Raw genomic sequence first — 17,520 nt, 5'->3', positions numbered from 1 at the left:
AAATGAATTATTTGTGCGGTTATATCCGCCAAACGTATGTCACCATCAGAAAGCGCCGGGTAAATCCGTGACCCGGTGAGCACAGAAAGTGTGGGGTGTGTACCCGCGAAAGAGGGGATGTGAGGACAGGGGTCTGAACTATTCATGCCGGTAGTAAATATGTCACCCACAGTAAAATTTCTGGGATAAATGATTACCGTTACCTTAACAGATGCAGGCCCCCTTTACACCCCAGGGGGCCCAAAGCAATGTAAAACTTAGTGAATTGCTTCCTGGCGGTGATAGCCGCGCCACCATACCAGCAGATTTATCGCCGCCACGATGGCGCCGATTGCGCACACGCCCGTCCAGCCCGCATGCTGCCAGGCGGAGGCTGAGATTAGCGAGCCCGCCGCGCCGCCGATAAAGTAGCTGGTCATGTACCCGGCCGTCAGACGGTTACGGGCGTCTGGTTTCACGCGGTAAATCACGGTCTGGTTGGTGATATGTACGCCCTGCACGGTGAGGTCGAGTACCAGAATACCGACAATTAGCGCCAGCACTGAGACGTGTCCGTACCAGATAGCCGCCCATGAGAGCAGGAGTAAAACCAGCCCTGCGGAGGTAGTCATATGAGATTTACCTTTGTCGGCCAGGCCACCCGCCGGGCGCGCGCCCAGTGCGCCAGCCGCGCCTGCCAGCCCGAACAGGCCAATCACGCCTTCTGAGTAGTTAAACGGCGGCGCGGCGAGCAGAAACGCCATCGACGTCCATAAGATGCTGAAGTTGGCGAAGGTGAGACACCCCAGAACGGCGCGTGTGCGCAGGAGTTTATCCCGGGTGAAGAGGCTGAAAACGGAGGCGAGGAGCTGCGGATAGTTCAGGTGATTCTCCTGCTTCACCTTTGGCAGGCCGCGCCACAGGGCCAGCGCCATGATAACCATCAGCACGCTTGCCACCCAGTAAACGGTGCGCCAGCCGCCGAGGCTCGCCAGCAGCCCGGCAACGGTTCGCGCCAGCAGGATACCCAGCAGCAGGCCGCTCATAATAGTGCCAACCACTTTGCCGCGTTTTTCCGGGGAAGCCAACGTCGCCGCGAGGGGAACCAGAATTTGTGCCACCACCGAGAACAGCCCCGTCAGCGCGGTACCGATAATCATCATCGTTAACGACTGGCTGCTGGCGGTGATCAACATCCCGCCTGCGGCCAGCAGCGTCATGGAGACGATAAGCATGCGGCGCTCAAACATATCGCCTAATGGCACCAGGAACAGCAGCCCGGCCGCATAGCCGAGCTGCGCAGCGGTGACGATAAAGCCGGCGGAGCTGGCTGAAAGATCGAAAGCACGCGCGATAGTATCAAGCAGAGGTTGCGCGTAATAGTTGCTGGCGACGGCCAGTCCCGTTGCCACGGACATTAAAAGGATGAGTGCGGGGCTAAGCCCTTGAGTTGTTTTTGTCATTTGTTTCAGGAATCGTAAGTTAAGTGATTATTTTTCCGGAAACATAATAACCAATGATTGTGAATGTTGGGGGATTGTTACGTGGTGGATTGTGCGGTTTAGGTTGGGTGCGGTTTGATCCCCTCACCCTATCCCTCTCCCCAAAGGGGGGAGGGGATTTTATACACCCTCTCCCCTTTGGGGAGAGGGCAGGGTGAGGGGTAGTATTTTTACTTCTGCGCCTCAAGCGCCTCTTTCACCCAGCCATCGAACTGCTGCTGGTGGGCTTTGATCCAGCCATCCACGTGGCCTTTGATATCAGCTTCGGATGATTTACCCGCGTGCATCATCGCGTTCTGGGCGTTAATGTCTGCCAGCGGCAGTTTCATTACCGAGAACAGCTTCGCCGCCGCCGGGTTTTTCTCGGCCCAGGCTTTGTTCGCCACGATATGCATGGTATTCACCGGGAAGCCATAGTTCATGCCGTTTGGCAGTTTGGTGTCGATATCTTTCTGCTCGCCCGGCAGGGAGGAGAAGGGCACCTGCAACCACACCACGTCTTTGCCCGGCTTCAGCACGTCGCTCACCCAGTACGGCGTCCAGGTGTAGTAGATCACCGGCTTGCCTTCTTTAAAGCGGGCGATGGTATCGGCCATCATCGCAGAGTAATTGCCGTGGCTCACGTCGACGGTCTTCGCCAGATCGAAGGCTTTGTTCTGGTGGTTAATCACCGCTTCACAGCCCCAGCCCGGCGAGCAGCCCATCATGTCGGCTTTGCCGTCACCGTTGGTATCAAAGAGTTTGGCGATCTTCGGATCTTTCAACTGTTCAATATTGGTGATGTGATACTTATCGGCGGTTTTCTTGTCGATCAAATATCCCTGCGCAGCGCCGGTCACAAAGGTGCCTTCGCGGTAGAATTTCTTGTCACCGCCTGCGGCGGCATACATATCGTCGTGCAGCGGCTGCCAGTTCACGGCGGTAAAGGTGGCATCGCCGGAGGCAATAGAGGTATAGCCCACGTTGTAATCCACTTCACTGGCGGTATTCACCGTATAGCCCAGTTTCTCCAGCGCACGGCTGACAATCTGGGTCTGGAAGGACTCTTCCGAAATGGTGCTCTGCACCGGCTGCACGGTAATGCCTTTGCCCGGCAGGTCAGCGGCAACTGCGCTGGTGGAGACAAGGGTCGCAAACGCTGTGGCAAAAAGTACGTTATGTCGCATCGTTGTTCCTTATTTTGTGAATGGGCGGGTGAGTAACCCGACAGGGCCGGTGGTATACCAGCGACGGTTGCCGCGACTGCGTGAATCACGACCGACAGCCTGGGTCAGGCGGTCAAGAATGATGGCGAGGATCACAATCCCGACGCCGCCGACGGTCGCCAGCCCCATATCGAGACGGCCAATGCCGCGCAGTACCATCTGACCTAACCCGCCAACGGCAATCATTGAGGCGATCACCACCATCGACAGCGCCAGCATCAGCGTCTGGTTAACACCTGCCATAATGGTCGGCATCGCCAGCGGAAGCTGAACCTTAAACAGCATCTGACGCGGGCTGGCGCCAAACGAGCGTGATGCCTCTATCAGATCCGCAGGCACCTGGTTAATGCCCAGAATGGTCAGGCGAATAATCGGCGGCAGGGCGAAGATAATGGTCACGACCACCCCCGGTACGTTACCGATGCCGAACAGCATCACGATAGGCACCAGGTAAACGAACGCTGGCGTGGTCTGCATTGCATCCAGCAGCGGGCGGATAATTTTTGCGGCCCGCGGGCTGCGCGCCAGCCAGATCCCCATCGGCAGGCCGATCGCCACGCAGAACAGCAGGGCGGTCAGCACCAGCGCCAGGGTGATCATCGCCTGAGACCACGCGCCAATCGCGCCGATGGCAATCAGGGAGATCAGCGTGGCGATACCCATACCCGCGCTGCCGAACTGCCATGCGATCAGCGAGAACAGGATAATCGCCACCGGCGCGGGCATGCCCAGCATCAGCTGCTGGAAGCCGTTCAGGATGTAATCCACCGGGATACGGATCCCCTGGAACACCGGACGGAAGTGGGTAACGACCCAGTCGATCCCCTCCGTTACCCAGCTATCCAGCGGGATCAGCGTCTTGTGGAACGGATCCATAATATTGAAATGCTCTGGGGCAGGCGCCGGTGCGCTGTTGAGCCAGTCTGCCGCGCCGCCGCCATCGGCAGGCGCAGGCGTCGACCCCCACGCATCGGCAGATTGCGCCGCGCTGTCCGCTGCTTCAGTGGTGCCCCATGGGTTTGATTGATCAGCCATTGTTTGTCCCCTCGCGATCTAAAGCCTGTAGCAGCATCCGTTTTGAGATGATGCCAACGTACTGTTGTTCTTCACCGACAACCGGCACGGCGCACGGCGCCTGACCCACGTGAGAGAGCAACTCGCTGAGCGGCGTTTCGGCGTCCACGGCAAGCGGAGCGTCAATCAACGCCGCATCGATTCCCTGGTTTTCGCTCAGGGCGGTTTTCAGGGAGTCGATGGAGACAACGCCGACAAATTTATTGCCGCGTTCAACCAGATAACCGTATTCACGGTCTTCGTCCTGCAACAGCTTCAGCGCGGAGCGCGGACCAAAACCTGGCGTTTTTCGAATAATGCCGTTTGGTGTTCGACGGGCAATATCTTTCGCACTGAATACGTGGCTAATATCCACGCCGCGGAAGAAGGTGCGCACATAATCATTCGCCGGATTATTGAGAATTTCATCCGGTGTGCCGACCTGCACCACTTCACCATTTTGCATAATGGCGATACGGTCGCCAATACGCATGGCTTCATCCAGATCGTGAGAAATAAAAACAATGGTGCGCTGATGTTTGGCCTGTAATTTTACCAACTCATCCTGCATCTCGGTGCGAATTAAGGGATCGAGCGCCGAGAAGGCTTCGTCCATTAATAAAATATCCGGATTAATCGCTAATGCGCGCGCTAATCCCACGCGCTGACGCATACCGCCAGAGAGCTCATCCGGATACGCATGAGCATAATTTTCCAGCCCGACCTGACGCAGTGCATCAAGGGCTTTTTCCTGACGTTCCTGAGCGGGCGTGCCGGCTAACTCCATGCCAAAGGCGGTATTATCGAGTACCGTCATGTGCGGCATCAGTGCAAATGACTGAAACACCATCGCAATTTTCTTTCTGCGCACCTCGCGGAGTTCCGCGTCTGATATTCTGGCGATATCAACGCCGTCAATCAGCACCTGTCCGCGGGTGGGTTCAATCAGGCGATTGAGAAGGCGAACCATAGTGGATTTACCCGAACCGGATAATCCCATGATGACAAAAATCTCGCCTTCTTCAATGGCCAGACTGGCGTCTTTAACGCCAAGCGATAGCCCGGTTTTTTCCAGAATTTGCTCTTTCGAAAGGCCTTTCTCAATATATTTGAAAGCACGCTGCGGGTGCTCGCCAAATACTTTATAAAGATTTTTCACTTCTAATTTAATTGCCATGCAATAGAGAGTGTCCTGTTATTTGTTTATGTCGATATGATTACCATGGTAAATAGTTAACTGGCATTACCCTAACATACTCAGAATCTGAGACAACCCTGGACCTGCCTGAGGTCGGAATTTTACCGCAAGCGAAACGGCTGAATTTCCCATGAATAAAGGGCTGAGGGCGCTTTGAATTTTTCTCAATTTTTTGCTACTGCATGGGAGAATTTCGCCTGAATCGGTGTGATTCAGGCGAATATGAAGGGGAAATTACAGTGTAGTACGTAGTGGAATATTCGGCTGGAAATAATGAAATGTAGAGTTAATTAATGAACGTTAATTCATTCATTAAAAATCCCAGTCCTCGTCTTGCGTCTCCACCGCTTTACCCATCACGTACGACGAGCCGGACCCGGAAAAGAAGTCGTGGTTTTCATCGGCGTTGGGCGACAGCGCCGCGAGGATCGCCGGGTTCACTTCCGCCATTTCCGGTGGGAATAACGCTTCGTAGCCCAGGTTCATCAGCGCCTTGTTGGCGTTGTAGCAGAGGAAGGCTTTTACGTCCTCTTCCCAGCCCGTTCCGGCGTACAGCTCCTCGGTATAGCTCAGCTCGTTGTCATACAGATCCATCAGTAAATCGAGGGCAAAACCTTTGAGTTCCTCGCGTTTTTCCGGGGTGACTTTCTCCAGTCCTTTCTGGTACTTATAGCCGATGTAATACCCGTGTACCGCTTCATCGCGGATGATGAGGCGAATCAAATCGGCGGTATTGGTGAGCTTGCCCCGGCTCGACCAGTACATGGGCAGCCAGAAGCCGGAATAGAAGAGAAAAGATTCCAGGAACACGCTGGCGATCTTCTTCTTCAGCGGCTCGTCGGCCCGGTAATATTCCAGCACCAGATCTGCCTTGCGCTGCAATGACGCGCTCTCTTCGCTCCAGGCGTAGGCCGCGTCCACGTCTCTGGTCTGGCACAGGGTGGAGAAAATCGAGCTGTAAGAGCGGGCATGGACCGCCTCCATAAAGCTGATATTCGACATTACCGCCTCTTCGTGCGGGGTCAGCGCATCACTCATCAGCGCGGGCGCACCCACGGTATTCTGAATGGTGTCCAGCAGCGTCAGGCCGGTAAAGACGCGGATTGTCAGCTGCTGCTCGGCATGGCTCAGGGTTTGCCAGGCCGGAATATCGTTGGAGAGCGGCACCTTTTCCGGCAGCCAGAAGTTGCTGGTCAGGCGGTTCCAGACCTCCAGGTCTTTATCATCCTGAATTTTGTTCCAGTTAACGGCGCTTACGCGTGACAGTTTCATCCTTTCTCCTTACAGCGCGCAGGACACGCAGCCTTCAATTTCGGTACCTTCCAGCGCGAGCTGGCGCAGGCGAATGTAGTACAGCGTTTTGATGCCTCTCTTCCAGGCGTAGATCTGCGCTTTATTGATATCCCGCGTGGTGGCGGTGTCCGGGAAGAAGAGCGTCAGCGACAGCCCCTGGTCCACATGTCTGGTCGCCTCGGCGTAGGTATCAATGATCTTTTCCGGGCCGATCTCATAGGCGTCCTGGTACAGAGCCAGATTCTCGTTAGTCATAAACGGGGCAGGGTAGTAGACGCGGCCGGTTTTGCCTTCCTTGCGGATTTCTATCTTCGACACGATCGGATGGATGCTCGAGGTGGCATGATTTATATAGGAAATGGAGCCGGTTGGCGGAACCGCCTGAAGGTTCTGGTTATAGATGCCGTAGTGCATCACATCCTCACGCAGCTGTTGCCACATCTCACGCGTCGGCAGGGTGATGCCGGCGCGGTCGAAAAGCGCGCGTACTTTTTCGGTTTTCGGCTGCCAGTCGCCTTCCAGATACTGGCTGAAATACTCTCCGCTGGCGTAGCGGGACCGCTCAAAGCCTGCGAACCGCTGGTTGCGTTCGCGCGCCAGCATCATCGAGGTATGCAGCGCATGCCAGGTGATGGTATAGAAATAAAGGTTGGTGAAATCCAGCCCTTCCGGGCTGCCGTAGGCGATACCCTCCCGCGCCAGATAGCCGTGCAGGTTCATCTGCCCAAGGCCGATGGCATGCGACGCGGCGTTGCCCGCCTCAATGGACGGTACGCTGCGGATGTGGCTCATGTCCGATACCGCCGTCAGCCCGCGAATGGCGGTCTCTACCGTGCGGCCAAAATCGGGGGAATCCATGGTGTGGGCAATATTCAGCGAACCGAGATTGCAGGAGATATCTTTGCCGATATCCGCGTAGTCGAGGTTCTCGTCGTAACTGGACGCGCTGTTGACCTGCAAAATCTCCGAGCACAGATTGCTCATGTTGATGCGCCCGGCAATCGGGTTGGCGCGGTTCACCGTATCCTCGTACATGATGTACGGGTACCCGGACTCAAACTGAATTTCGGCAAGCGTCTGGAAAAAGTCGCGGGCGTTAATGTATTTCTTACGAATGCGCTCGTCCGCCACCAGTTCGTCATACAGTTCGCTGATGGCCACATCGCCAAAGGCTTTGCCGTAGATACGCTCGACGTCATACGGCGAGAAAAGCGCCATGTCGGCATTTTCTTTGGCCAGCTTAAACGTGATATCCGGGATCACCACGCCGAGCGACAGGGTTTTAATGCGGATCTTTTCGTCGGCGTTTTCACGTTTGGTATCCAGAAAACGCAGAATGTCCGGATGATGCGCGTGCAGATAAACCGCACCCGCGCCCTGACGTGCGCCAAGCTGGTTGGCGTATGAGAAAGCATCTTCCAGCATCTTCATCACCGGGATGACGCCGGAGGACTGATTTTCGATGCGCTTGATCGGCGCGCCCGCTTCCCGCAGGTTCGAAAGCAGAAATGCCACGCCGCCGCCGCGTTTCGACAGCTGTAGCGCCGAATTCACCGCACGGCCAATCGACTCCATATTGTCTTCAATACGCAGCAGGAAGCAGGAGACCAGCTCGCCGCGCTGGGCTTTGCCGCAGTTAAGGAAGGTTGGCGTGGCAGGCTGGAAGCGGCCTGAGAGGATCTCCTCCGTCAGCCTTTCGGCCAGAGCTTCATCGCCCTGCGCCAGCGTCAGGGCTACCATCACCACCCGATCTTCAAAGCTTTCTAAATAGCGTTTGCCGTCGAAGGTTTTCAGGGTGTAGCTGGTGTAATACTTCCACGCGCCGAGAAACGTCTGGAAGCGAAAACCGCTGGCGTGCGCCCGTTCAAACAATGCCACCGCGAAGGCGCGGTCGTAGCGGGTCAGGACGCGCTCTTCGTAATAACCCTCTTTTACCAGCCAGTCGAGACGTTCCTGCTGGCTGCCAAAGACGACGCTGTTCGGGCGTACATGAGCGGCAAAAAAGGCGTCCACCGCCTCACGATCTTTGCCAAACTGAATGCGCCCCTCCCGGTCATAGAGGTTTAGCATGGCGTTTAATGCATGGTAATCCGGCGTCGCCTGAATCACGCGCTCTGCGGTTGTCGTTGCCAAAATTCGTTCACTCCTTTACGCACGTTCTCTACGTCCTGCTGTGTCCCCATCAGTTCAAAACGATAGAGATACGGCACGCCGCATTTTTGAGAGATGACATCCCCGGCGCGGGCAAAGGCCTCGCCGAAGTTGCGATTGCCTGCCGCGATCACGCCGCGAATCAGCTGCCGGTTATGGGGGTCGTTCAGAAAGCGGATCACCTGACGAGGCACAGCCCCCGCGGTGCCGCCACCGCCATAGCTGGGCACTACCAGAATGTAGGGTTCGTCTACCTGAATACGCTCCCGCTCGTTCAGCGGAATGCGAATCGCGGGCAGCCCGAGACGCTCCATAAACCGAAGCGTGTTTTCCGAGCTGCTGGAAAAGTAGACCAGCCTGCTCATGCACTGACGCCCTGAGCGGCAAGGCGGTTGATCATATCCGGACGAAAGCCAGACCAGCTGGTGTCGCCGGCAACCACGACCGGAAGCTGACGGAAACCCTGCGCCCGCAGGGTGTCTGCTGCGTCAGGCACCTGATCTATATTGACCATCTCAAATGCCACGCCGCGACTCTCCATCGCCCGTTTCGTGGCGTGGCACTGAACACAATCGTTACGAGTGTAAATAATAATGCTCATGATTCGTATTTCCATTTAGAATGAGAGAACGGCGCGAGTAAACGCGTCATGTTGTATCTGTCTTGCTAAAGGGAATACTAGATGTAGTTGAGATAACTTTCAACCACACAAGATATGGGAAATTCAGATTGATAAGGCCCCAATGATGAGCCTGGCGGGGCAGGGCGAACTGCGCGGGTTTTTCAGGCTTTCAGGCAAAGAAAAGCCCCGGCGCCTGAGGCTACCGGGGCTGAGAACGCGTGCTTACTTACGCAGGCTAAGCAGGGCGCCGACAAAAATCCCGACTGCCGCGACCGTTCCCAGCGTACACAGCGGTTTTTCACGTACGAAGGTGGTGGCGCAGCTGGCCATATCGCAGGCCGCCTGAGTGGTACGTGAGCGGCCATTCATCCTTGCGCGCGTTTCACGCAGCAGAGACTGAGCCTTACGTTTCGCGGCATCTGCTTCATCCTTCGCGTCAGAGCCCCAGGATTTCAATACGGCTTCCAGCGTGTCCGCTAATTGGCTGACATCGTTACGAATATCCTGGGTGTCGTCGTTAATATCGTTTCGGTTCGGTCTGTTAAACATACGATCCTCCATAATTTGTGTTCCCGTTTAGTTTAGTCCAGAAATGTAATATCTGAAGCGAGTCACGGCTTATCGGGCAGTTTATGGAATATTCTGAAAGCCCTGCTAATGCTGAATACTGTAAGGTTGCCCGGCAGGTATGATAATGAGGAAAAGATATGTATTTACGACCCGATGAGGTGGCGCGCGTTCTTGAAAAAGAAGGGTTCACCATGGATGAGGTAACATCAAAAGCGTACGGATATCGCCGTGGTGAGAATTATGTTTACGTCAACCGTGAAGCAAGAATGGGGCGTACTGCTCTCATTATTCACCCGACACTCAAAGACAGAAGCCTGTCATTTGCTGAGCCCGCCTCGGATATTAAAACCTGCGATCATTATCAGCAATTTCCGCTCTATTTAGGCGGCGAGACGCATGAACATTATGGTATTCCGCACGGTTTCAGCTCGCGTATGGCGCTGGAGCGTTTCCTGAAAGGGCTGTTTGGCGACGTACAATAAATCAGCGACTGGCATGAGCCAGTCGCCTTATCTTACGCTTTTGCCTGGCTATAAGGGCTGACTTTAAACAGGCGGCGGCAGTAGTCAAGGAAGTAACCGTACACCGCACCCATCAGCATAGATACCACGATATTTGAACTTACCGCGGCGGCGATTTGATGCCAGTCTGCGCCCACCGTCAGCAAAATAACCACATACACCGGGGACTGGAACGTCACGTAAGCCAGCACGTCCGCCAGGTTTTTTACCCAACCTGCCGGGCTAATACGCCGGGCGAAACGCATCACCGCATCGCGATACATGCCGTACGGCCAGGCAATCATGATATTCACCGGAATGGCCACCAGGCGCGATGAGAGGGACTGCTCAAAGGTCATTCCGGACAGGAAAATTTCAATCAGCATGTTTACGACGGAACAGTAAACGACCATCGCGAACGTATCCGCTACCGCATGGCGCAGGCGAGACTGCGGTGAGAACATGTCTGAACTCCTCGAACAGGACAAAAAAGTGGCGTTTTCACCTGCGGCGTTTAGTGCTTTAGGTTGGTTTGTTTTGAGTGTATAGCGTATCCCTCTGGCTTTTAACTAACAAGTAGTGATTAATTTTTATTTATGGGCGCTTTGTCCATAAAATTCTCTAAAGTTGGCTGTTTTTTGTGTGAGTCGTTATTTTCTTTCCCACTCACCGTTTTATTAAACGAAATCAAACTATTAGCTTATCTGAGCAAGCGTATAACGTTTGTTATTCGGAGGATGCCGGGCGGTTTTTTGAACGGCATTAAACAGGGATTTTTGACCAGGTGCAGGACGGAATATTACGCATTAAAACTGACAGGTAATTCGGGGTTATATTAACGGGATATTCTAAAACATTTACAATAATGTCAAAACGACAGAGTGGGTAGATATCAGAACAAAAATCAATTATTCTGTTGCCTGATTTATGTTATACACACGAAGAAAGGTTTCTCATTATTATGGCTTTAACGTTACAGAATCTTAATAATATCCGTACCCTCCGGGCGCTGGCGCGTGAATTATCCATGGATGTTCTGGAAGAAGTGCTGGAAAAAGTTCGGATTGTCACAGAAGAAAAACGCAGCGAGCAGGCTGAATTAGAGCGCCAGCGCGCTGAACAGCAGGATAAAATTAATGCTCTGCTGGAACTGATGAAGGCAGACGGTATTTCCCCGAGCGATCTGTTAGGCGGAGAACTGGCTCATGCGGGCCAGCCGGCTAAAAAACGTAAAGCGCGTGCGGCGAAATATCGTTTCATCGACGCGAACGGTGAAGAGAAAACGTGGACCGGTCAGGGACGTACGCCAAAGCCAATTGCGAACGCACTGGCAAACGGTAAATCGCTGGATGATTTCCTGATCTGATGATTATTCGGGCGGTGTATTCCGCCCGATTATTGACTTAGCAGACGCCAAAGTCACCTTCTTCGGAGTACAGAACTACGTCCGCCGCTTTCAGGTGATATTTCTCGCCCTGCTCATTGCTGGCCTGTACGGCCACAATGTTTTCACCATTTACTTCGAGCACTTTCAGTTTCGGACCGCCCTGACGCGGTTGGACATAATCACCGACAGAAAACATAGCACCTCCTCATCATTGTCACGATCTTCACCATAGCCCACGTCCGGGGCGGGGTACAGCCTAATCTTTCAGATACCCCTTATCAGGTACGTCGGTTCCACGGCATCACTTTCAGCAGTCGCGCCATACCGCAAAAACCTGTCACTCCGGCGAACAGCAGCCCGGCGCCCACAAAACCGCTTAGCAGGAAAAAGCCGCTGGAGACGCTGTAACCCAGCACCACGCCGCAGAGAATCAGCAGCCCGGCGGCGATCTGCACCTGACGCATCAGCGGAAGCGGCTGCGATTTATCTTCAACGGTCAGCAGCCCGGCCTGCTTCCAGCCCTGAATGCCTCCCTCAACCACAAAGGCGTTCGCAGGGGACGCTGCCCGGGCAAGACGAGCATCATTGTTTGCGGTTCTTGCGCCAGACTGACAGTGGAAAATCACCGTTTCTCCCGGCGCTGCGTTAAGCCCGCCGGGTAACGAATCCAGCGGAATGGAGTGCGCCGCTGGAATATGCTCGCGGGCATACTCGTCGGGGTCGCGAATATCGATAAGTTTGGCGCCTTCAGCAATAAGCGCGTTTGCCTGCTGCGGCGAAATAAGAGGAAGAGACATTGTGTTTCCTTACGGTCAATTTCAGAACAGTAGAGCATTTAAGGCAGGGTTTCAGCCAGTGTAAAGAGGGTAAAGGCAGGTAAAAGCGCGAGAGACGAATGGCAGTTACCCGTAAACTGGCTACGCTTAGAGAAGTGTCTTTTATAATTTTCAATTGGTTAGCTTGCACGGAGTTATTTATGGGTTTTTGGCGCGTTGTTTTTACGATTATTCTCCCGCCGCTGGGCGTGCTGCTTGGCAAGGGACTGGGCTGGGCGTTTATCCTGAACATCCTTCTGACCATCCTGGGTTACTTCCCGGGTCTTATCCACGCGTTTTGGGTTCAGACGAAAAGCTAGGTACGCCACAATAGATCACTGTAGATCCGGGTCAGCGCGCCCTCGGGGCCAAACTGCTGTTTGATCCAGCGCGTGACCTGACCGGTCGCCGCATGCTGCGTGGCAAGCAGCATGCGCGAGTCCTGGCGCGGATTATTGATTCGCCGCTTTACCAGCAGCCCGTCCTCCATCGCCTCACGCGTCATATACTCCGGTAAAAATCCAATACCCTCCCCCAGGATCTGACACTGACACTTGGTGTTAAAGTCCGGTACCAGAATCGCCTCCTGACCGTGAAGCAGCCAGCCGACCTTCTTGTTGATGGTATGTGCGGTGTCCTCGACCATGATATTGGGATACAGACGCAGCTGACTTTCGGAAATGGGCTCCGGGGCGAACGCCAGCGGATGCGTGGGCGCGATGGCAAATACCCAGCGGATCGCGCCTATCTCGGTGTAATCGATGCCACCGCCATCCAGCAGCGTATCCGGCGCGCCAATGGCGATGTTGGCCTGATTATTAATGATGGAATCCCAGACGCCGTTATACACCTCGGTCGTCACCGTGATTTGGCAGGTAGGAAACTGTTTTTTCAGCACCTGGAGCAAACGCGCGGTATGGCGTGGCGTATACAAAAGCTGATTAATGCAGATGCGCACCCGCGTCTCAATGCCCTGCGAAATGGTATCAATCCCGCGCTTGATGGCATGAAAGTCATTCAGCAGGTCGGTCGCTTTACGATAAAAATAAAAACCGGATTCGGTCAGCTCAATGCTGCGCGTGTTGCGTACAAACAGCACCACGTCCAGCCCGGTCTCCATACGTTTGATGGTATAACTGATGGCGGAAGTGGTCACGCCCAGCTCGGCAGCCGCTTTGCTAAAACTGCCAAAGCGTGCCGCGGTGGTGAAGGCCAGCAAATTCTCTTCGGTAAAGATGGAATTCATATTATGGCTCCTGGTTACCATCAGTTTTGAACATATTTTAACACCGGCGTTACATCATAGTTGATGTCGGTCACAGTTCTGGATTTTTACGTAGAGCCGCGCTGTGTAAGGCTTTTTCATTCATAAGGATAATGCACCCCGAGGCGCGTAAAAGCGGTAAACCATAAGAAAAAGGTTGCACAGACGCACGTTTTTGCCGGACTGTTGAATTTAACTCAACAATGAATTGCGTGTCGATGAATCATTTTTAAGCGGATTCTTTTATGACCAGGCTGTTGCTATTCTCAGGTCATCAGAAGTGAAACATAGGGAGTCTGAATATGTCTGCAACTGCACTGGTTACAGAATTTTTGCTGGCGGCAGAAGAGGGTAATATCGACGCGCTAAAAGCCTGCCTGGAAAAAGGCGTGGATATTAACGCGACCAACCGCCAGAAAAGAACCGCCATTATTATTGCCAGCCTGAAAAAGCATTACGCCTGTGTGGAATTTTTAATTGCCGCCGGGGCGGATATTGATAAACAGGACCAGACCTGTTTTAACCCCTTCCTGATCGGCTGCCTGACCAATGATTTAACCCTGCTGCGCATTGTCCTTCCGGCGGATCCGGATCTCGACCGTCTGACGCGCTTTGGCGGCGTGGGCATTACCCCTGCCAGTGAAAAAGGGCACGTTGAAATCGTGCGCGAGCTGCTGGAAAAAACCGACATTAACGTCAACCACACCAATTTTGTCGGCTGGACGCCGTTGCTTGAGGCCATCGTGTTAAACGACGGCGGCGCAAAGCAGCAGGAAATTGTGAAGCTGCTGCTCGATCACGGCGCGAATCCGCACATGACTGATAAATACGGCAAAACCCCGCTCGAACTGGCGCGGGAAAAAGGCTTCAACGCGATCGCAGACCTGCTGCTGGCGGCAGGCGCATAGCGCATTCGGTCAGCCTTCCCCTGGCTGGCCGTGAATCAAAAAACGCATTGTTACCGACGTGCATTTAGCACGACGGCGGCCCCCTTTTATCTTAAACAGGTGAAAATAATGCCAACCAAAATCGTCATAAAAAAGAATACGTATTTCGATTCGGTTTCCTTAATGTCGGTTTCCACCAAAGCCAATAAATTGCCGGGCATCGAGCAGGCGTTTGTGGCGATGGCGACGGAAATGAACAAAGGGGTATTAAAAAACCTCGGGCTATTAACGCCGGAATTAGCGGACGCGAAAAACGGCGACCTGATGATCGTTATTAAAGGCGACGCGGCGAATGAGGAAACCCTTGCCGCCATTGAAGCGTTATTTACGCGTAAAGAGAGCGCTGGCTCCCATGAAGCACGCTACGCGACGATTGCCAGCGCCAAAACCCATCGTCCGGACAGCAACCTTGCGGTGATATCCGTCAACGGCACCTTCGCCGCCCGCGAAGCGCGCCAGGCGCTGGAAAACGATCTCAACGTGATGCTGTTTTCCGATAATGTGTCGCTCGACGACGAGCTGGCGCTGAAGCAGCTGGCGCATGACAAAGGATTGCTAATGATGGGGCCGGACTGCGGCACCGCCATTATCAACGGCGCGGGGCTGTGCTTTGCCAACGCGGTACGTCGCGGGCCAATTGGCATCGTTGGCGCCTCCGGCACCGGTAGCCAGGAGCTGAGCGTGCGCATTCACGAGTTCGGCGGCGGCGTGTCGCAGCTGATCGGCACCGGCGGGCGCGATCTCAGCGAGAAGATTGGCGGCCTGATGATGCTCGACGCCATCGACATGCTGGAGGCGGACGACGCGACCCGGGTGATAGCGCTCATCTCCAAACCGCCTGCACCCGCGGTGGCAGAGAAAGTGCTGGCCCGGGCACGCGCCTGCCGCAAACCTGTGGTTGTGTGCTTCCTGGGCCGCAACGAACCACCAGCCAATGAAGACGGCTTGCAGTTTGCTCGTGGCACCAAAGAGGCGGCCCTGAAAGCGGTGCTGCTTACCGGCATTAAAAAAGACTCTCTGAATTTACATCCGCTCAACTGGCCGCTGATCGAAGAGGTGCGCGCCCGCCTGACGCCGCGGCAGAAGTACATTCGCGGCCTGTTCTGCGGCGGCACCCTGTGCGACGAAGCGATGTTTGCCGCGCTGGAGAAGTTTGACGATGTTTACAGCAACATCCAGCCGGATCCGGCCAGGCGTCTGAAGGACATCAGCGTCAGCCAGGCCCACACCTTCCTTGATTTCGGTGACGACGATTTCACCAACGGCAAACCACACCCGATGATCGACCCGACCAACCGCATCAGCCGCCTGCTACAGGAGGCGCGCGATCCGCAGGTGGGCGTCATCGTGATGGACTTCGTGCTTGGCTTTGGCGCACACGAGGATCCGGTGGGGGTGATGATCGAGGCGATCAAAGAGGCACAGGCAATCGCGAAAGCCGACAACCGTCCGCTGGAAATTCTCGGCTACGTGCTCGGCACCGATCAGGATCCGCAGTCGCTGGCCCAGCAGTGCCAGCTGCTGACCGACGCAGGCGTCATCTGGGCCAGCAGCAGCACCAATACCGGATTACTGGCACGCGAATTTGTCTGCAAAGGGGAGAGAGCATAATGACGACCTTATTCAACCAGCCGCTGAACGTGATTAACGTCGGGATTGCGATGTTCAGCGACGACCTCAAAAAACAGCACGTTCCCGTGACCCAGCTCGACTGGACGCCGCCGGGGCAGGGCAATATGCAGGTGGTGGACGCGCTGGATCTGCTGGCGGAAAAACCGCTGGCGGAGAAAATTGCCGCCGCGAACAACATTGCCCTTGAGCGCATTATTCAGTCCCATCCGGTGCTGGTGGGCTATGACCAGGCCATCAACGTGGTGCCGGGCATGACTCGCACCACCATTCTGCATGCCGGTCCGCCTGTTACCTGGGAAAACATGTGTGGGGCGATGAAGGGCGCGGTCACCGGCGCGCTGGTGTTTGAAGGGCTGGCGACGGATCTGGAGGACGCCGCAAGGCTGGCGGCTTCAGGGAAGATCACCTTCTCGCCGTGCCACGAGCACGACTGTGTGGGCTCTATGGCGGGCGTCACCTCCGCGTCGATGTTTATGCACATCGTTGAGAACAAAACCTACGGCAACCGCGCCTTCACCAACCTCAGCGAGCAGATGGCGAAGATCCTGCGCATGGGGGCCAACGATCAGAGCGTGATCGACCGCCTGAACTGGATGCGCGACGTGCTCGGCCCAATGCTGCGCGACGCGATGATGATTATCGGCGAAATCGACCTGCGCCTGATGCTGGCCCAGGCGCTGCACATGGGCGACGAGTGCCACAACCGCAACAACGCGGGCACCACGCTGCTTATCCAGGCGCTGACGCCGGGGCTGATCCAGGCGGGCTATCCGGTGACGCAGCAGCGTGAAGTGTTCGAGTTTGTCGCCAGCAGCGACTACTTCTCCGGTCCGACGTGGATGGCAATGTGTAAGGCCGCGCTGGATGCCGCCCACGGCATTGAGTACAGCACCGTCGTCACCACCATGGCGCGCAACGGCTACGAGTTCGGCCTGCGCGTTTCCGGCCTGCCGGGGCAGTGGTTCACCGGCCCGGCGCAGCAGGTGATCGGCCCGATGTTCGCGGGCTATAAGCCGGAAGACTCCGGGCTGGATATCGGCGACAGCGCGATTACCGAAACCTACGGCATCGGCGGCTTTGCGATGGCGACGGCCCCGGCAATCGTGGCGCTGGTGGGCGGCACGGTGGAGGAAGCCATCGATTTCTCCCGCCAGATGCGCGAAATCACTCTCGGCGAAAACCCGAACGTCACCATTCCGCTGCTGTCGTTTATGGGCATCCCGTCCGCCATCGACATCACGAAGGTCGCGGGCAGCGGCATTCTGCCGGTCATTAATACCGCCATTGCCCATAAGGACGCCGGTATCGGCATGATTGGGGCGGGCATCGTTCACCCGCCGTTTAGCTGTTTTGAAAAGGCACTGTTAACCTTCCGCGATCGCTACGTTCTATAAGGTATGCA

Annotated in this window: 19 protein-coding genes; 6 read left to right on the top strand and 13 right to left on the bottom strand. The window is 55.2% G+C overall.

The features are described from left to right. Positions 1–257 precede the first annotated feature (257 nt). The 9 genes from L2Y28_RS16870 to L2Y28_RS16830 form a co-directional block, all read right to left on the bottom strand. Positions 258–1,442: an MFS transporter gene (locus L2Y28_RS16870; RefSeq protein ID WP_017692795.1), complete on the bottom strand. Its 1,185-nt coding sequence runs from the start codon at positions 1,440–1,442 to the stop codon at positions 258–260. Between the two features lie 209 nt (positions 1,443–1,651). Continuing rightward, positions 1,652–2,647 carry a glycine betaine/L-proline ABC transporter substrate-binding protein ProX gene (proX, locus tag L2Y28_RS16865; protein WP_017382774.1) on the bottom strand — a complete coding sequence of 332 codons (996 nt, stop codon included), beginning with the start codon at positions 2,645–2,647 and terminating at the stop codon, positions 1,652–1,654. A 9-nt stretch (positions 2,648–2,656) separates the two neighbouring features. After that, positions 2,657–3,721: a glycine betaine/L-proline ABC transporter permease ProW gene (gene proW / locus L2Y28_RS16860; RefSeq protein ID WP_022649132.1), complete on the bottom strand. Its 1,065-nt coding sequence runs from the start codon at positions 3,719–3,721 to the stop codon at positions 2,657–2,659. Continuing rightward, positions 3,714–4,916: a glycine betaine/L-proline ABC transporter ATP-binding protein ProV gene (gene proV / locus L2Y28_RS16855; protein WP_022649131.1), complete on the bottom strand. Its 1,203-nt coding sequence runs from the start codon at positions 4,914–4,916 to the stop codon at positions 3,714–3,716. The genes proW and proV overlap by 8 nt, the downstream gene beginning before the upstream one ends. A 333-nt stretch (positions 4,917–5,249) precedes the next feature. After that, a complete protein-coding gene (gene nrdF / locus L2Y28_RS16850; RefSeq protein ID WP_022649130.1) occupies positions 5,250–6,209 on the bottom strand; it encodes a class 1b ribonucleoside-diphosphate reductase subunit beta in 960 nt (319 codons plus the stop codon). A 9-nt stretch (positions 6,210–6,218) separates the two neighbouring features. Continuing rightward, positions 6,219–8,363 carry a class 1b ribonucleoside-diphosphate reductase subunit alpha gene (gene nrdE / locus L2Y28_RS16845; protein ID WP_022649129.1) on the bottom strand — a complete coding sequence of 715 codons (2,145 nt, stop codon included), beginning with the start codon at positions 8,361–8,363 and terminating at the stop codon, positions 6,219–6,221. Then, positions 8,336–8,746, bottom strand: a complete 411-nt coding sequence (gene nrdI / locus L2Y28_RS16840; protein WP_022649128.1) for a class Ib ribonucleoside-diphosphate reductase assembly flavoprotein NrdI — start codon at positions 8,744–8,746, stop codon at positions 8,336–8,338. Before nrdI ends, nrdE begins: the two co-directional genes overlap by 28 nt. After that, a complete protein-coding gene (nrdH, locus tag L2Y28_RS16835) occupies positions 8,743–8,982 on the bottom strand; it encodes a glutaredoxin-like protein NrdH (protein ID WP_017382770.1) in 240 nt (79 codons plus the stop codon). The genes nrdI and nrdH overlap by 4 nt, the downstream gene beginning before the upstream one ends. Positions 8,983–9,225: 243 nt before the next feature. Beyond that, positions 9,226–9,552, bottom strand: a complete 327-nt coding sequence (locus L2Y28_RS16830; protein ID WP_017382769.1) for a DUF883 domain-containing protein — start codon at positions 9,550–9,552, stop codon at positions 9,226–9,228. Between the two features lie 158 nt (positions 9,553–9,710). On the opposite strand from L2Y28_RS16830, the gene L2Y28_RS16825 reads away from it, so the two are divergent. Next, a complete protein-coding gene (locus tag L2Y28_RS16825) occupies positions 9,711–10,055 on the top strand; it encodes a DUF2002 family protein (RefSeq protein ID WP_006811693.1) in 345 nt (114 codons plus the stop codon). 32 nt (positions 10,056–10,087) lie between these two features. On the opposite strand, the gene alaE is transcribed toward L2Y28_RS16825, so the two are convergent. After that, a complete protein-coding gene (gene alaE, locus L2Y28_RS16820; protein ID WP_022649127.1) occupies positions 10,088–10,537 on the bottom strand; it encodes an L-alanine exporter AlaE in 450 nt (149 codons plus the stop codon). A gap of 497 nt (positions 10,538–11,034) precedes the next feature. Between alaE and stpA the strand changes: the two genes are divergently transcribed. Continuing rightward, positions 11,035–11,439, top strand: a complete 405-nt coding sequence (gene stpA / locus L2Y28_RS16815; RefSeq protein ID WP_022649126.1) for a DNA-binding protein StpA — start codon at positions 11,035–11,037, stop codon at positions 11,437–11,439. 37 nt (positions 11,440–11,476) lie between these two features. Here stpA and L2Y28_RS16810 read toward each other — a convergent pair whose 3' ends face one another. Then, positions 11,477–11,656: a hypothetical protein gene (locus tag L2Y28_RS16810; RefSeq protein WP_006811690.1), complete on the bottom strand. Its 180-nt coding sequence runs from the start codon at positions 11,654–11,656 to the stop codon at positions 11,477–11,479. 82 nt (positions 11,657–11,738) lie between these two features. Then, positions 11,739–12,257: a rhodanese family protein gene (locus L2Y28_RS16805; RefSeq protein WP_022649125.1), complete on the bottom strand. Its 519-nt coding sequence runs from the start codon at positions 12,255–12,257 to the stop codon at positions 11,739–11,741. A gap of 179 nt (positions 12,258–12,436) precedes the next feature. Between L2Y28_RS16805 and L2Y28_RS16800 the strand changes: the two genes are divergently transcribed. Continuing rightward, positions 12,437–12,595, top strand: a complete 159-nt coding sequence (locus tag L2Y28_RS16800) for a YqaE/Pmp3 family membrane protein (protein ID WP_003862203.1) — start codon at positions 12,437–12,439, stop codon at positions 12,593–12,595. Here L2Y28_RS16800 and L2Y28_RS16795 read toward each other — a convergent pair. Continuing rightward, positions 12,592–13,521, bottom strand: coding sequence for a LysR substrate-binding domain-containing protein (locus L2Y28_RS16795; protein WP_022649124.1), 930 nt, complete (start codon positions 13,519–13,521; stop codon positions 12,592–12,594). The genes L2Y28_RS16800 and L2Y28_RS16795 overlap by 4 nt on opposite strands. Positions 13,522–13,841: 320 nt before the next feature. On the opposite strand from L2Y28_RS16795, the gene L2Y28_RS16790 reads away from it, so the two are divergent. The 3 genes from L2Y28_RS16790 to L2Y28_RS16780 all read left to right on the top strand — a co-directional run bounded on the left by L2Y28_RS16790 (position 13,842) and on the right by L2Y28_RS16780 (position 17,512). Further along, entirely contained in the window at positions 13,842–14,447 is a 606-nt protein-coding gene (locus tag L2Y28_RS16790) for an ankyrin repeat domain-containing protein (protein WP_022649123.1), read from the top strand. Positions 14,448–14,555: 108 nt separating this feature from the next. After that, a complete protein-coding gene (gene fdrA, locus L2Y28_RS16785) occupies positions 14,556–16,097 on the top strand; it encodes an acyl-CoA synthetase FdrA (RefSeq protein ID WP_023330176.1) in 1,542 nt (513 codons plus the stop codon). Next, positions 16,097–17,512: a DUF1116 domain-containing protein gene (locus tag L2Y28_RS16780; RefSeq protein ID WP_022649121.1), complete on the top strand. Its 1,416-nt coding sequence runs from the start codon at positions 16,097–16,099 to the stop codon at positions 17,510–17,512. Before fdrA ends, L2Y28_RS16780 begins: the two co-directional genes overlap by 1 nt. Positions 17,513–17,520 lie beyond the last annotated feature (8 nt).

Origin of the sequence: Enterobacter sp. JH25, from assembly GCF_021725435.1 — a bacterium.
GTDB classification, from domain to species: Bacteria; Pseudomonadota; Gammaproteobacteria; order Enterobacterales; family Enterobacteriaceae; genus Enterobacter; species Enterobacter intestinihominis.
This window is presented reverse-complemented; position numbering and strand designations above follow the sequence as displayed.